The organism is Lewinellaceae bacterium, assembly GCA_020636135.1.
GTDB lineage: Bacteria > Bacteroidota > Bacteroidia > Chitinophagales > Saprospiraceae > JAGQXC01.
The window spans coordinates 201,918-216,815 of record JACJYK010000003.1 but is presented as its reverse complement, the minus strand read 5'-3'; the positions used below and the strand labels follow the sequence as shown (position 1 = coordinate 216,815).

Below are 14,898 nucleotides of genomic sequence, written 5' to 3'. Positions count from 1 at the left end.
TCAAAGCTTGTTTGTTTTCAGGATCAATCCGGTTGAAAATGCGGAATAACTTATTGGTAACGAAAGCATTGACCGAAATACACTATTTTTGCACCCCAATAAAACGAGATCGTGTTTATCGAATATGATGTCATCGTAGTAGGTGCCGGCCATGCAGGCTGTGAGGCAGCCGTAGCAGCAGCCAATATGGGATCAAAAGTCCTGCTCGTAACCATGAACATGCAGACCATCGCGCAGATGTCCTGTAATCCGGCCATGGGTGGCGTGGCTAAAGGTCAGATCGTCCGCGAGGTGGATGCCCTGGGTGGCTATTCCGGGATAGTCACGGACCGGACGATGATCCAGTTTCGTATGCTTAACCGCTCAAAAGGGCCGGCGATGTGGAGCCCGAGAGCACAAAGCGACCGGATGGCCTTTGCAGCAGAGTGGCGGTCTATGCTCGAAGCGCATCCCAACATCGATTTCTGGCAGGAAATGGTCAACGGGCTGATCCTGAAAGACGGTCGCGCCCGCGGAGTCCGTACCGGATTAGGTCTGGAGATACCGGCGAAGGCTGTTGTCCTGACCAACGGTACCTTCCTGAACGGGATCATCCACATTGGTGAAAAGCAGTTTGGCGGAGGCCGCGCCGGTGAAAAGGCCGCAACAGGGATAACCGAACAATTGATTGAAATTGGGTTTGAACACGGACGGATGAAAACCGGCACACCACCGCGGATCGACGGACGCAGCCTCAATTATGAAGCGATGGAGGTGCAGGAAGGCGATATCCCTCCCGGTAGATTTTCGTATACCGAGACGCCGGAACTGGAAAACCAGATGGTTTGCCATGTGACCTACACCAGTCAGGAAGTGCATGACCTGCTGCGGTCGGGATTTGACCGGTCACCGATGTTTAATGGACGCATCCAGGGTCGTGGCCCGCGCTATTGTCCGAGTATTGAAGACAAGATAGACCGGTTTTCAGATCGTGACCGCCATCAACTGTTCGTCGAGCCGGAAGGCCGGAATACCTGTGAGATCTATGTGAACGGGTTTTCGTCCTCTCTACCGGAAGACGTTCAGTATAAAGCCCTGCGTAAAGTGCCGGGATTTGAACATTGTAAAATGTTTCGACCGGGCTATGCCATCGAATACGATTACTTCCCGCCAACCCAATTGGCGTTAAGCCTGGAGACTCACCGGATCAAAAACCTGTTTTTTGCCGGGCAGATCAATGGGACCACCGGATATGAAGAAGCGGCATGTCAGGGCCTGATCGCCGGTATCAATGCCCATCAGGCGATCCGGGGAGAGGAACCGCTGATCCTCAGACGGTCAGATGCATATATCGGCGTTCTGATTGATGACCTGATTAATAAAGGCACATCGGAACCCTACCGGATGTTTACATCCCGGGCAGAATACCGGATCCTGCTACGGCAGGATAATGCTGATCTGCGCCTGACTCCCAGGGTGGCAGCTATTGGTATGCATAACCTGGATCACCGCCTCGAAAGGGCCGCCTCCAAAGAAGCGGCAGCAGATGAAATCACCACCTATTTTAACCGGGTGAGCATTGAACCCGGGTCTATCAATGCCATTCTGGAAACACACGGTACGGCCGGATTAAAACAGTCGGTGAAAATGATCAACCTGTTGCTGAGGCCCCAGATCAGTATGAGCATTCTGCGAAGCCATATACCATCCCTGGAAACGTTCCTGCAGACTTTCGATCAGGAAAGCATCGACCTGGCAGAAGTGAACATGAAATACGAAGGGTACATTCAGAAGGAACGTGAACTGGTTGAAAAAATGAATCGTCTGGAAGAAGTTTTTCTACCGGATCTCAATTATCACAACATTTCCTCCTTATCTACGGAAGCACGGGAAAAGCTTACACGCATCAAACCGCGAACCATAGGGCAAGCCAGTCGCATAAGTGGCGTGTCCCCCGCGGATATTTCAGTACTTTTAGTCCATGTAGGCAGATAATATGAAGAACACGTTTGTTATAGCCTCTTTACTCTTAATGATTTCGCTAAGACTTCCTGCACAGGCCGTTAATGCGGAAGATAAACAGCTGGAAGCGGTCAATGCACATATTTCCTTCACCAATGAGGCCATCCATGGCATGCTGATCGTACACCGCATGCTCGAAAATTTTAACCAGGAAGTCAATAAATATGTTGATCTCGAAAGCGATCAGGTCAACTTCTACGGCAATTCCGATCTGCCTGCCAACGTATTCCTGGACATCGATCATTACTTCTATGAAACGACACCCTACGAATGGTATGCTAAATGTCAGGAACTCAAGGGTGATCTTCCCAAGGAATTGTCCATGCTTACCGACACGATTGAAGCCATCAAAGGACTGATCGACCAGATCAACGCCCTGCGGTTTTCACTGGACGGCTTCATCCAGACGCACGATCTGAATCAAGCCGAAAACCTGAAATTGATCTATCAGCAACTTGAAAATGGCGTTACCTATTACGATCGTGTATATCAGTTAAAACAAAACCTCTGGCAGGTGATCGAGAGCTGGGGTACCCGGAAACATCTGTTTTACGATCATGAACATACCTTTAATGTGTACAATGAGTTGATCGACATGCTGGCAGCGGTCCGGGAAAAGGACCGTGAAGGAGCGCTGAGACACTTTAACCGGCTTAAAGCTGAAAGCTCAAATCAATCCGGTCGTGAGGGAGCACTGATAAAATCCATCCTGAGCGAAGCGAACGATTATCTGACCAATCATTCCATTCCGCCATTTTACCAGCTCTACCGGCCCTACTATTACTACTACAATGTGGGCATGCTGAATAAGACCAACCGGTACGGGAACGGATGGATTGCATTGGTCAATCAGACGATCTCACAAGCCAGTAATCCGTATCTGTTATATCTGGAAGAACCTCATTTCTTCAAAGTCATTTATCCGGAGCGCGACGACATCAATCCATTCCAGGCAGGCAAGGATACCGCCATCGCGGATATCCCGCAAATCCTGGAGAAAAGGGAAATCCGCAGTGATAAGACCATCTATGTCGACGACCCCTACCTGGTGGTGGAGTTGTATGACCATAAGGAGCAGGATGGTGACATTGTGTCCATTAACTTCAATGGAGAATGGGTTTTAAAGAAACATTTGCTAAAAAATGAGCCTTATGAACTTAAACTGAGGCTCAACGAAACAGGGCGCAACTACCTGGTTCTTCATGCGGAAAACATTGGTAAACGCCCGCCAAACACCATGGCACTCAAATATACCTACCGGGGTAAAGAACACGAGATAATCCTGAATTCGGACATGCAGCAAAGCGAGTTGATTGAGATCGAATACAGTGACCAGTAGTAATAGCGGGTCACTCGAGATCGTACCACAACCCTACCTGCAGACCAATGCTGGCCTGATGGGATGGTCCGTATTTGCCTGATGAGTTGGTCAGACGCCAGTCGCGGTTGTTGACATCCAGTAATCCGAACTGAAAGCGCATTTCCACAGTCATGTGCAATTCTTCATTGAAATAATGATCCAGGCCACCTCCGATGCCCAGACTCACATCAAAAAAGGAAAACAACTCCCGGGCACTATCCGGATTCCCGCGCTCGGTAAGAAGTGACGAATGCGGATTTTCGCCATTTGGATTCACAAATTCCAGCATGCTTACCTCCTGTCCATTGGCTGTCCAGCGTACCTTGGCATGTTGCAGGGCATTCAATATCAGGCCAAATGTTTGATACCAGTATGTTTGTCCCGTATTGCCTTCCCAATTATCAATGATCGATAAAGTCTTTCTCCAGAAGACTGGAATTTGTATGTAACTCAGGGTAACAATCTTTTCATTGTCGCGACCAGATATGACATCCTGGTAGCGCTGTCCGGTAACGTGGTAAGCGATGCCGGCTTCCAGTTGATGATACAGGTCAATTGGATAGCCGATCCGGATACCTCCGCCGGGAAGGGTGTACAGTTGGTACCGCAATTCGTTGTACCCGTAATTGTTCTGGTTGAGAATAAAGCCAAGGTGGCCTTCTGCGTAAGTGCCGACCGACAGACCATAGGTTTGCGCATTACCTGTCAGGGCAAGACCTAACCAACATAGGATTAACACCAATTTTTGCATTCCGGAGGCATTCGAGTTGCAAAAGTAACGGAATTGGATAGATAAATATTGAATTAATCATGCATATATTGCCTCGATCTGTTGCCGGTATTTATCCAGAATAACCCGCCGTTTTAATTTTAATGTTGGCGTTAGCTCTCCCGCTGTGCCATCGGATTTTACGATTTCCCAGGTATCATCACTGAGAATAAATTGTTTGATCTGTTCGGTGTGGCTGAAATGATGGTTGATCCGGTCAATGTTCGTCGAAAACAGTGCCAGCACCTGAGGATGGGCTAGCAATTCTTGGTAGGTTAAATCTTCCAGCCCGTGTTTGCCGGCCCAATGCAACAGGTTCTCGCGTGCCGGCAGGATAATGGCAGAAACAAATCGCTGCTGGTCCCCCACGACCATGATTTGTTCGATGAATGGGTCTTCTTTAAACCGGGATTCGATTGGCGCCGGAGCGACATATTTGCCGCCGGATGTTTTGAACAATTCTTTCTTCCGGTCGGTAATTTTCAGAAATTGAATACCCTGGTCATTGGTGACCATGGTGCCGACGTCACCGGTTCGCAACCAGGTCTTACCACCGATTTTTTCCAGGACGGCCTGGGTAGCAGGTAGATTTTTGTAATACCCCTGCATGACATTCGGACCACTAATCAGCACTTCGCCGGTACCGTCCGGATAACTGCTGTCATCGGATTCAATCCGGACCTCGACATTGTCCAGTACCGGGCCCACCGTGCCGATCAATGCATGGTAAGGCTCAAATAAATTAATGCTGATGCCAGGGGATGCTTCGGTCAGTCCATAGGCCTCCCGGACGGGAATACCGGCAGCAGAAAATACCTGGAGTATCTTCTGAGGACATGGCGCCGCTCCAGTCACGATGCCTTTCACATTTCCACCCAGGGCTTCGCGCCATTTGGAAAAGATCAACCGGTCTGCAACCCAGGCTTTCCAACCGGACAGGGGTTGATCATAGGCATATTTTTCAGTCAAATCGAGAGACCAGAAAAAGAGTTTCTTCTTGACGCCGGTCAATTGGCTGCCACGGTCATATATTTTTTCATATACTTTTTCCAGCAGTCGGGGTACACACGTAAAAAAGTGGGGTTTTACCTGCTGCAGGTCCCCATCTTCTCCACCCAGATTATCGATTCCCGTAAAATGAATGGAAAGGTCAGCCATGATAAAGGCAAATGTTCCCGCGCGTTCAAAAACATGCGCTAGTGGTAAGAAGCTTAGCACCCGGTCCCCCGGATCCGTCGGAAAAACACATCTGACTGCCTCTACATTATTGAGCACATTGGAATGGGTAAGCATAACGCCTTTCGGATTTCCGGTTGTGCCCGAAGTATAAATGATGGTAAAAAGATCATCCGGTGAGACCTGTGCACTACGTTGTCGCATGGCATCGGATGGAGCCACAAATAATTCTGTCCAGGAAGGGATCATCTCGCTGTTTTCAAACGCATACAAGTGCTTCAGCGTAGCGATTTCCTGGCGGACGCCATGGATCTTTTCATACAGATCACCGGGTCCCATAAAGACGGCGATGACTTCTGCTTCCTTGAGGATGTACGCATATTCGCGCGGACTGATGGTGGGATATAATGGTATGGAGACCATGCCAGCCATTTGAATGGCAAGATCGGTTATGGTCCAGGCTGGGCAATTCTGGTAGGTAACGATACCGATACGGGAACCAGCAGGCCATCCTGCAGCAATCATTCCTGATGCCAGGGACTCGGCCTTCAGAATAACTTGTTCGGTGGAATAGAAGGTCCACTTACCTTCTACCTTTTCGCCCATGCATAGCTCAAGTGGAAAGCGTTCTTTCTGTTGGTAAAGAAGATCAAATAATCGGGAGCTGGCTTTCATGGATTATTGTTTTGATACATGCCGGTGATTTCCCGGGCATATTTATTAATAAATAGTTGCGGTTTTACCTTTCCAAGGGCGGAGAAGAGCTCTTCTTCCTGCCATGCAATGGGGAGTAAGTTGAATTGCCGGATTTGTTCGTGGCTGGCTACCCGGAGATTCATGGAATCAATCACCTCTTTGTAAGCCGACAATACTTTGGGATTGTGCACCATGTATGCCGGAGCTGTCCAGTGGATGTGGTTTTCCTCACACCACCACTGCAGATGGATAAAATTCGGATAAATCAGGGCCGTGACATAAGGTTTTTGAAATCCTATAATGATGCTTTTATCCACGAGGGTATCCTGATCCAGCATGCGGCTGATCCTGTCCGGCGAGACAAATTTGCCGCTGGAAGTCTTGAAAGCATCTGCGGTTCGTCCGGTGATTTCCAGGAAACGCCGGTGTACCATCCGGCCGGTATCACCGGTTATAAACCACCCGTCAGTGGTAAATACCGCATCATTTGCCTCTTTTTCCAGATATCCCTGCATCACATTCGGGCCGGACACTTCGATTGAACCATTGCCATCCGGATCCGGCGCAGCAATACGGACTTTAACCCCGGGGATGGGAATACCGGCCGTTCCAAAGCGGTTTCCACCGGCTTCAAACCGGTTAAAACTGATCACCGGTGAAGTTTCGGTCATACCATAACCCTCCCGGATGCGGATGCGCGCTGCTGAAAAAACCCGGCCGATCACCGGATTTAAAGGGGCAGCACCGACCAGAATTCCTTTAACCTGGCCGCCAATCCGATGACGCCATTGCCGGAATACCGTGAAATCGATCAGGGCCCAGCGCAACCAATAAACCGGTGATTTTTGGATATCCACACCAAAGCGTTTTCCGGTTTCCAGAGCCATCCGCATCCAGATGCGGCGGAGCCAGGCAAATCGCTGAATGCGGCTTAACAAATCGTCATACATGCGTTCCAGGATGCGGGGAACACACGAAAAAAAGTGTGGTTTAATCCCGGGCAAGGCATGAAAAGCCTCTCCGACCGAAGGAAAAAAATAAATGGTAGCTCCACTCGTCAGATAGCAGTAGACGACCATACGCTCAAATATATGGGCGATAGGAAGGAAACTGACCACACGATGTTGCCTTTCCAGCGGTGTCAGCGGGAGTACCGACTGGATGTTGGAAAGGATATTATGGTGGCTCAGGCAGACACTCTTGGGATGCCCGGTTGACCCGGACGTCTTGAGAATGACCGCGGTGTCTTCGGATTGTATTTCGGAACACCATTGTGATAGCAGGTCCTCATTAACCGGAATTGAGTCGGATAGGATTGATTCAAGGCTCGCATGAAGCGGAGTCACCTGATCCTGAAGTGAAATCCAGGTTATTTCTGAATTTTGTATTGTTTCTGGAATAAAATCCCAAAATTCTATTTTATCATAGAAAAAATATCTGCATGCAGTGGATGATATGCAATGAATAATCTCTTCTTGAGGGAAATACTCCGGGATTATTATCGGGATAACACCGGCGATTTGGCAGCCGAAATCCAATACAAACCAGGAGAAAGATGCCGGGCCGGCCAAAATAAGAATCTGGTCTCCCTTATACAGGTTTTGACTTTTAAGCCATCCGGCACAGCGACCGGCATGGTCCCACAGGGCGTCGATACCATAAACCGACTCCTTTTGGCCATAGCCAAAGTGCATAACGCCTGCATTTGGATAACGCAGGCGCTGAAATGTTAACACATCAAATATGCGCGTTAAGCTCCCATCCATCCGGCTAAGGCCCAATCTTCAGGGATAAGATACTAAGTTATTTTGAGATGGACCTGCAGTCCGAAAATCCGTGATTATACCGGGTCAAACTCGAAAACGAGCGGATCCATCCCCTGCAAAACCTTGACACCCGGATGAGATTTGAGTGAAGTCCTCAGGGCGGGAAATAAAACCACATACAATGGATAGGGACGCAGCGATACCTGTAACTTATCGATCCAGGCATCCAGCTCTCCATAAGCAAAACTGTCGGTAAGCAGGACCATGACAGCGTCTGCCTGCTGGTGGTTTAACACAGGCATCAGTTCATCGGTGGTCACCTGCATACCTACCGGAAGTACCTGGTAATTGCTACTCCGAAGCAGGAGGTATTGGATGATCGTAAGCAAATACGATTTGTGATCATTGTCCGGGCTGTAGAGCAGGATACGCGGGCTATTGGGACTGGCCTTTGATGTGAGTTCTTCACAGGCATGATATAATTTTCGCTTCAACAACTGGCCTAATATCCTCTCATGAATCGTATAGACTCTGCCGGTAAGCCATAGTAGATTGAACTGGTCCAGTAATGGCAGAATCACCACATGAATCATCTGGTCCAGCGTGTACTGTTGCAGCAGCCGGTCAAACAGCTTCTCCAGTCGCTCGATATTCAATTGGACCAGGGTGTCCAGCAACAGATCGATGTGTTCCGACAACTCTTGCTCGGACTGGCGGATCTGCGATGCGATGGCCTGAATGGCATCATTATCCTTTTCAGCCAGTTCACAAAGCTTGTATCCCTGCGATTTTAGCAGGGTGATATCACTCAGTAAGGCAAAATCTTCTTCGGTATAACAACGGCAATTTTGGTCGGTGCGGCAGGGGCTGATCAGGTTGTACCGTTTCTCCCAGTTGCGCAGCGTCTGGGCTTTAATATGCAATAAGCGTTCTAGATCTTTCAGGGAATACATGCCGGTATCAGAAGAATGAAGTACTATGGAAACACAAATGCTATTTATTTGTTTAATTCGAGAAATTTACCGGTATCATGAAGATAGGTATTGTTTGTTATCCCACATTTGGTGGTAGTGGAGTGCTGGCGACAGAACTGGGATTGGGCCTGGCACGCAGAGGACATATGGTCCATTTTATTACCTACCGTCGTCCGGCGAGGCTTACCGGCTTTCAGGAGAACGTCTTTTATCATGAGGTAGCACCGTTCGATTATCCGTTGTTTGAGTTTAAACCCTATGATACAGCACTGACCAGTAAGCTGGTGGATGTGGTCATGCATGAGGACCTGGATTTGCTGCATGTTCATTATGCCATACCACATGCGACGGTCGCTTACCTGGCGAAGAAAATCCTGCTGCGCAAGCGACACAAGTATACGCCGGTGGTAACCACCCTGCATGGTACGGATATTACCCTGGTTGGCATTGACGGATCTTTTTCACCGGTTGTTGAATTCGGGATCAACTCATCCGATGTTGTAACGGCGGTATCGAATAACCTGAAAGAGTCAACACTGTCCTATTTTGACATTGACAAGGAAATTGACGTGATCTATAACTTCATCAATTTTAACCGCTTCAAGCCGGCCAATAAGGATCACTTCAAAAAAGCCATTGCACCAAATGGTGAGAAGATCCTGGCTCATGTATCCAATTTCAGGAAGATCAAGCGGGTGGATGATGTGATAAGAATCTTCAAGAAAGTTCATGATAAAATCCCGGCTAAATTGTTGTTGATCGGGGATGGTCCGGAACGCCCTAGGCTGGAAGAACAATGCAGGCAACTTGGTCTTTGCGATGACACCCGGTTCCTGGGAAACCAGGATGCGGTGGAAGAACTGCTTGCCATTTCAGACCTGTTTTTAATCCCGTCCGGCAAGGAGTCGTTCGGCCTGGCCGCCCTTGAAGCCATGGCCTGTAAAGTGCCGGTAATATCCAGCGACATCGGCGGATTGCCGGAGGTCAATCTGCATGGTATCACCGGATATCTGGCACCTATTGGGGCCATCGATAAAATGGCAGACTTTGCCATTGAATTGCTGTCCAATGAGGAAAAATTGCAGGAATTCCGGGAAAATGCCTACCAGCATGCCCAGCAATTTGATATCGAAAACATCCTGCCCCAATACGAGAAGATCTACGACAAGGCACTGAATCAGGTCTACCAGGACATCTGATGTCTGAAAATAACTAGCTTTGAACCTTATCCATTCCCTTTAGGGCATGCAATCAGGTTATCTCCGGCATATCTTTTTTCTGATCACCATCAACCTGATCGTTAAGCCCTTTTATGTTTTATTCATTGACCGTGGCGTTCAGAACCAGTTGGGCACGACAGCCTATGGTTTGTTTTTCGCTTTGTTCAATTTATCATACCTCCTGTACATTCTGTCCGATCTGGGCATTTATCAATACCATACCCGTCAGGTAGCACAATGGACGACGCACCAGCCGCTCCAGACAGCCCGCATCGCCGGAGCAAAGTTATGGTTGACCGGTTTTTACCTCATCAGCCTTCTCCTTCTGGCCCTTCTTCTGGGTTACCAGCAGGTTATTATACTGGCTTTATTGCTTGGCGTTTATCAGGCTGTGGTATCCTGGGTCTTTTTTGTGCGGTCATTGCTCAATGGTAATGGATTATACCGCCTGGACGCCTGGACATCGGTCATAGACCGGAGTAGTCTGATCCTGCTGATAGGTCTGATCCTGCTCATCCCCGCCTGGCAGAATCACTTCACCTTAATCCGGTTTGTATCATTACTCATTCTGTCCATGATTCTGGCCCTTTGCGTAGGATTGTTTTTTCTTCGCAGGAATGGCATCACATTAAAGATTGTGGTAGGTAAAGCTGGGGATATCTGGGCTGTTATCCGTGAGACCATGCCATTTGCCCTGACCGTGATCCTGATGACCCTTTATACCCGGATTGACGGCATCATGCTTGAGCGACTGGCTCCCGGAGGTGCTTATCAGGCAGGAGTATATGCCGCATCTTACCGGCTTTTGGATGCGGCCAATATGATTGCTTATCTGGTCGCGACCCTGTTATTGCCGATGTACAGCCGGCAACTGGAGGCCCGGCAGGACGTCTATCCGCTCTACCGGGATGCCTTCAAATTGTTGTGGGTGATCAGCGGAATCACCACGATGGCTGCCGTATTTTTTGCGGAACCCATCATGCATCTGTTGTACCACGAGGCCGATGATCAATGGGCGCAGGTCTTTACCTGGCTGATGCCTTGTTTTATATCCGGAGGTATCATTTATGTGGCCGGCACGTTGATTACGGCCTCGGGAGACCTTAAAGCAATGAATTGGGCTGCCGGCATTTCGATCGGGATCAATATTGTATTGAATGCTATCCTGATTCCGGAGTATCAGGCCTGGGGTGCGGTTATAGCAACACTGATAACACAGAGCTTGATGGCGGTGGCGTTAATTTATATTACGCAGCAACGGTATCGTTTGCCCCAGAGTAAGTTGTGGTATGGAGCTATTATTAGCCTGATGATCTGGATGGCCATGGCCTGGGCGATGCAGAAATTGCCGGTATCCTGGCCCCTGCGCTTTACCCTGTTTTGTCTGACAGCAATAATTTTTAGCGGATTGATCGGATGGCTGCCGATAAAATCCTGGTGGGAGGAAATCCGGTCCAGGCGTTCTGCATAAACATTACCGGAATAAGGGTCGCCGATCCGGTTGGGGAATGCATCATTTACACCATTATGGTCCAATTTCCCTATTTTGGGCACGAATTGAAAAATGGCAATGGAGCAAGATCCGATGTTGATACCTCTGGGCAAGTTGCTTTGGCAGAAAAAGCGCTTGATCATCCTGCTCACCGTACTTGCGGGAGCCGGGAGCGTCCTCATTTCCCTGCTTCTGCCCAACTATTACAAGGCGAGTACCACATTTTATGTCGCCAGTACCGATGTCACCCAACCGTATAAACTCTTTGGAGCTTCTGAGATCAGTTATTTCGGTAAACCGGAAGATATTGACCGTGTTCTGACCTTTGCCAACTCCTATCAGCTGGTCGATCAGTTGATCGATACGTTTCAGCTACTCGATCACTATGAGATCAATGTTGAGCAACCCAAGGCGCGATTCAAGGTGCGGAAGACCTTTTTCAAACATTACGAGGTGCTGAAAAACAAGTTCAATGCAATAGAACTCAGCTTTGAGGATAAAGACCGCGAATTTGCCGCCCGGGTAGCTAATGTAGCCCGGGATCTGATCGATGAACTAAGCCGCCGCATGACCGAGGAAAATCTGCAGCAGCAGGCGCAGATCGTGCGAAATACCATCAACGAAAAAAGCAACGAACTTCAGCAGCTGAATGACTCGTTGACCAAATTGAGGCAGGAATTTGGTATTTACAATACACTGTCCCAATCCGAAGCCCTTACCAGCGAGTTAACGACGGCATCCAGCCTCCTGGCTAAAGAAACTGCCCGGGTTAAGCTTATGGAGAAATCTCCGGGGATTAAAAAAGATACCTTGTCCCTGGCAAAAGCCTCGGTAGCAGGTTTTCAGGCCCAGGTTAAAGAATTGGATGATCAGATAAGCCGGTTTAACAACGGCGTGTCCAGGACAATGGCTATGGACGATTACGTTGAAAAGGTTCAAAACCAACTGGGTTACGACCGCATCCGGCTGGAGCAGATCCAATCCGTTCTGACCGCCCAGCCACCGGGTATTTACGTGGTTGAACATGCGGAGATTCCCCTGGAAAAGTCAAAACCAAAGCGGTCGATTTTGGTGATTGCCGCGACCATGCTTACCTTCCTGCTGGCAGCACTGGGCACCGTGGTACATCATCAACTGAAAGCCTATCTACGGGAATTATGAATCCCACGGCTACACTGGACCGATGGCTGATCGCCTATGGAATATTGTTGGTCCTGTGCGCCTGGACGGCTATTTACCTGAATCTGTGGTACATCTGGATAATACCGGGGTTGATCTTAGCTGGAGCAATTGCCCTGGTCAGCTATGACTTCTACTACTACCTTCTTTTTGCGCTAATCCCCTTTTCCGTTGAAGTGGTATTCCCGAATGGACTGGGGACCGATCTTCCGACCGAACCCGTGATGATTTTGTTATCCGGCCTGTTTGTACTGGTCTTACTTCAAAATCCAAGGACCCTGTCAATACCTTTCTTCCGGCACCCCATTACCATTTTGCTGTTATTACATTTGCTTTGGATCCTGTATACAACAGTGACCAGCCAGCACCCCATGACCTCGGTAAAGTTTTTTCTGGCCAAGTCCTGGTATATCCTGGCTTTTTATGCTTTCACCGGCTTGCTTTTCACTCCGGCGCACTGGCAGAAGGCTATCCGATGGATGGGTTTATCATTGCTCGCCGTGGTTGTCCTGGTTATGGTCCGGCATGCGGCAACCGGATTTGCATTCAATCGCATCAATAATGTGGTTGGACCTTTTTTCCGGAATCATGTCAATTACGGTTCACTGGTGTGTTTGTCCATACCGCTGATAGCCGGTCTGGCTTGGCTATCACCCCGGGGATGGAAACGGAATTTTTGGCTGGCCGGGACGTTGCTTTTGATAACAGCCATGTATTTGTCCTACACCCGGGCCACTTATGTTGCATTGATGGGCGGTATCGGAGGAGGGCTGATCATCTACCTTAAGCAGGTAAAGACGGCCTTGTTGTTGGGAGTTGCATTGGGTATTGCTGGTATTTTCTGGATGCTGGATGAAAACCGCTACCTCGATTATGCTCCGGACTACGATAAAACGGTCACGTATTATGAGTTTGAGTCCCTGCTTGATGCCACCGCCAAGGGACAGGATATTTCAACCATGGAAAGAGTATACCGGTGGGTAGCGGGTATGCACATGATCAGGGACCGGCCTCTATTCGGTTTTGGACCCGGCAATTTCTACAACTATTACAAGTCGTATACCGTCAGCAGTTTTCGAACCTACGTTTCGGACAATCCGGAAAAATCGGGTATTCATTGCTATTACCTCATGACTACGGTAGAGCAGGGTATCCCCGGGTTCATCATCTTTCTTGTGATGTGTTTTTATTTTCTGTATGCCTCGGAGCGGGCATTTCATCATTTCAAAAAGCAGGAAAGAATTATTGTATTGGTCAATGCCGTCATGATGATCCACATCTTGATCATTCTATTGCTTAACGACATGGTAGAAACCGATAAAGTAGGTCCGTTTTTCTTCTTTGGGTTAGCCGTGCTGGCTGCAGTGGAATCCAGGGGTCAGACGAGTGACAATTTATTGCCTGGCAAATAATTCACCCAGGTGCGTATCTGATCCGGTAACACATCGATGGTCCGGAATCCTATGCGGTAATGTTCAATATGAAATTCTACCGTACGCGGGTCGATCTGGAAAAAACAGGAAGGTACGATATGGACGTGTACATTGCCGCGATGGACGGTCCGTTCACCATGATAATGGCCACAAAATACGTACACCGGATAAGCACAGGACTGGACCAGGGCATCAAACTGACCGGATTGCTGAAAGGCATACTTTTCATCCATGTGCGGGACGCCCATCGGATAAGGCGGGTAATGTGTAAACAGGATTATGGGCCCAGTCGCCGTATTCAGATGATCCTCCAGCCACTTAAATTGGCCTTCCGACATCTTACCAACGGCACTGTCCAGGAAAAGCAACTCCTTACCCTGATATTCGATCCGGTAATATAATTCGTGATCATGCATAGGGAGGGTCAGTTGAAATGCCTCATGTAGGTAAGACATATGATCGTGATTGCCACCGATGTGGTAGATCGGCTGTCTGATCGACTTCAGCTGTTCAGCGACCCAGGCATAGATTTCAGTGCGAGGTTCCCTGAAACAGTAATCTCCGGTTATGGCCAGCAAATCAAACTCCAGTGTCCGGATATGCTCCAATAAATGCACAAAATTTGCACGGACATCAACCCCGAAGGTATCAATGCCTTCCCGTGCAATATGAATGTCGCTGACCTGTATAATACGCATGTCCGATGATTCAATGGTCCAATTAGGATCTGATGCTTTACGAACAGAATCCCGGTAAATGCCGTAAGATAAACCAATATGCACTGAATGGCCTTATCGGGCCATAAAACGATCATATGCAACAACTTTTCTAT

General features: G+C 48.6%; 11 protein-coding genes. 6 read left to right on the top strand and 5 right to left on the bottom strand.

What is annotated here, in order from left to right:
• The first annotated feature begins 111 nt into the window (after positions 1-111).
• Complete coding sequence (gene mnmG / locus H6570_20160; GenBank protein ID MCB9321604.1) at positions 112-1,974, top strand: tRNA uridine-5-carboxymethylaminomethyl(34) synthesis enzyme MnmG; 1,863 nt, start codon at positions 112-114, stop codon at positions 1,972-1,974.
• 37 nt (positions 1,975-2,011) lie between these two features.
• The gene (locus H6570_20155) at positions 2,012-3,340 is read left to right on the top strand and encodes a hypothetical protein (GenBank protein MCB9321603.1); all 1,329 of its coding nucleotides are present in this window, start codon (positions 2,012-2,014) and stop codon (positions 3,338-3,340) included.
• A gap of 10 nt (positions 3,341-3,350) precedes the next feature.
• On the opposite strand, the gene H6570_20150 is transcribed toward H6570_20155, so the two are convergent.
• The 4 genes from H6570_20150 to H6570_20135 all read right to left on the bottom strand — a co-directional run bounded on the left by H6570_20150 (position 3,351) and on the right by H6570_20135 (position 8,721).
• The gene (locus H6570_20150; GenBank protein ID MCB9321602.1) at positions 3,351-4,112 is read right to left on the bottom strand and encodes a hypothetical protein; all 762 of its coding nucleotides are present in this window, start codon (positions 4,110-4,112) and stop codon (positions 3,351-3,353) included.
• 57 nt (positions 4,113-4,169) lie between these two features.
• A complete protein-coding gene (locus H6570_20145; protein ID MCB9321601.1) occupies positions 4,170-5,981 on the bottom strand; it encodes a long-chain fatty acid--CoA ligase in 1,812 nt (603 codons plus the stop codon).
• Entirely contained in the window at positions 5,978-7,696 is a 1,719-nt protein-coding gene (locus H6570_20140) for an AMP-binding protein (protein ID MCB9321600.1), read from the bottom strand. The genes H6570_20145 and H6570_20140 overlap by 4 nt, the downstream gene beginning before the upstream one ends.
• 146 nt (positions 7,697-7,842) lie before the next feature.
• Positions 7,843-8,721: a MerR family transcriptional regulator gene (locus tag H6570_20135; GenBank protein ID MCB9321599.1), complete on the bottom strand. Its 879-nt coding sequence runs from the start codon at positions 8,719-8,721 to the stop codon at positions 7,843-7,845.
• 77 nt (positions 8,722-8,798) lie between these two features.
• On the opposite strand from H6570_20135, the gene bshA reads away from it, so the two are divergent.
• The 4 genes from bshA to H6570_20115 all read left to right on the top strand — a co-directional run bounded on the left by bshA (position 8,799) and on the right by H6570_20115 (position 14,045).
• Positions 8,799-9,941 carry an N-acetyl-alpha-D-glucosaminyl L-malate synthase BshA gene (gene bshA, locus H6570_20130; protein MCB9321598.1) on the top strand — a complete coding sequence of 381 codons (1,143 nt, stop codon included), beginning with the start codon at positions 8,799-8,801 and terminating at the stop codon, positions 9,939-9,941.
• Positions 9,942-9,987: 46 nt separating this feature from the next.
• Positions 9,988-11,433 carry a polysaccharide biosynthesis C-terminal domain-containing protein gene (locus H6570_20125; protein MCB9321597.1) on the top strand — a complete coding sequence of 482 codons (1,446 nt, stop codon included), beginning with the start codon at positions 9,988-9,990 and terminating at the stop codon, positions 11,431-11,433.
• Between the two features lie 99 nt (positions 11,434-11,532).
• Positions 11,533-12,615: a hypothetical protein gene (locus H6570_20120; protein MCB9321596.1), complete on the top strand. Its 1,083-nt coding sequence runs from the start codon at positions 11,533-11,535 to the stop codon at positions 12,613-12,615.
• Positions 12,612-14,045 carry an O-antigen ligase family protein gene (locus H6570_20115; GenBank protein ID MCB9321595.1) on the top strand — a complete coding sequence of 478 codons (1,434 nt, stop codon included), beginning with the start codon at positions 12,612-12,614 and terminating at the stop codon, positions 14,043-14,045. The genes H6570_20120 and H6570_20115 overlap by 4 nt, the downstream gene beginning before the upstream one ends.
• Here H6570_20115 and H6570_20110 read toward each other — a convergent pair.
• Positions 14,012-14,764 carry a metallophosphoesterase gene (locus tag H6570_20110; protein ID MCB9321594.1) on the bottom strand — a complete coding sequence of 251 codons (753 nt, stop codon included), beginning with the start codon at positions 14,762-14,764 and terminating at the stop codon, positions 14,012-14,014. The two genes, H6570_20115 and H6570_20110, sit on opposite strands and share 34 nt — an antisense overlap.
• Positions 14,765-14,898 lie beyond the last annotated feature (134 nt).

Excerpts from the sequence above, each read along its gene's own strand:
- H6570_20155 (MCB9321603.1), top strand. The coding sequence starts at position 2,012 with ATGATTTCGCTAAGACTTCCTGCACAGGCCGTTAATGCGGAAGATAAA.
- H6570_20150 (MCB9321602.1), bottom strand. The coding sequence starts at position 4,112 with ATGCAAAAATTGGTGTTAATCCTATGTTGGTTAGGTCTTGCCCTGACA.
- H6570_20145 (MCB9321601.1), bottom strand. The coding sequence starts at position 5,981 with ATGAAAGCCAGCTCCCGATTATTTGATCTTCTTTACCAACAGAAAGAA.
- H6570_20140 (MCB9321600.1), bottom strand. The coding sequence starts at position 7,696 with ATGCACTTTGGCTATGGCCAAAAGGAGTCGGTTTATGGTATCGACGCC.
- H6570_20135 (MCB9321599.1), bottom strand. The coding sequence starts at position 8,721 with ATGTATTCCCTGAAAGATCTAGAACGCTTATTGCATATTAAAGCCCAG.
- bshA (MCB9321598.1), top strand. The coding sequence starts at position 8,799 with ATGAAGATAGGTATTGTTTGTTATCCCACATTTGGTGGTAGTGGAGTG.
- H6570_20125 (MCB9321597.1), top strand. The coding sequence starts at position 9,988 with ATGCAATCAGGTTATCTCCGGCATATCTTTTTTCTGATCACCATCAAC.
- H6570_20120 (MCB9321596.1), top strand. The coding sequence starts at position 11,533 with ATGGAGCAAGATCCGATGTTGATACCTCTGGGCAAGTTGCTTTGGCAG.
- H6570_20115 (MCB9321595.1), top strand. The coding sequence starts at position 12,612 with ATGAATCCCACGGCTACACTGGACCGATGGCTGATCGCCTATGGAATA.
- H6570_20110 (MCB9321594.1), bottom strand. The coding sequence starts at position 14,764 with ATGCGTATTATACAGGTCAGCGACATTCATATTGCACGGGAAGGCATT.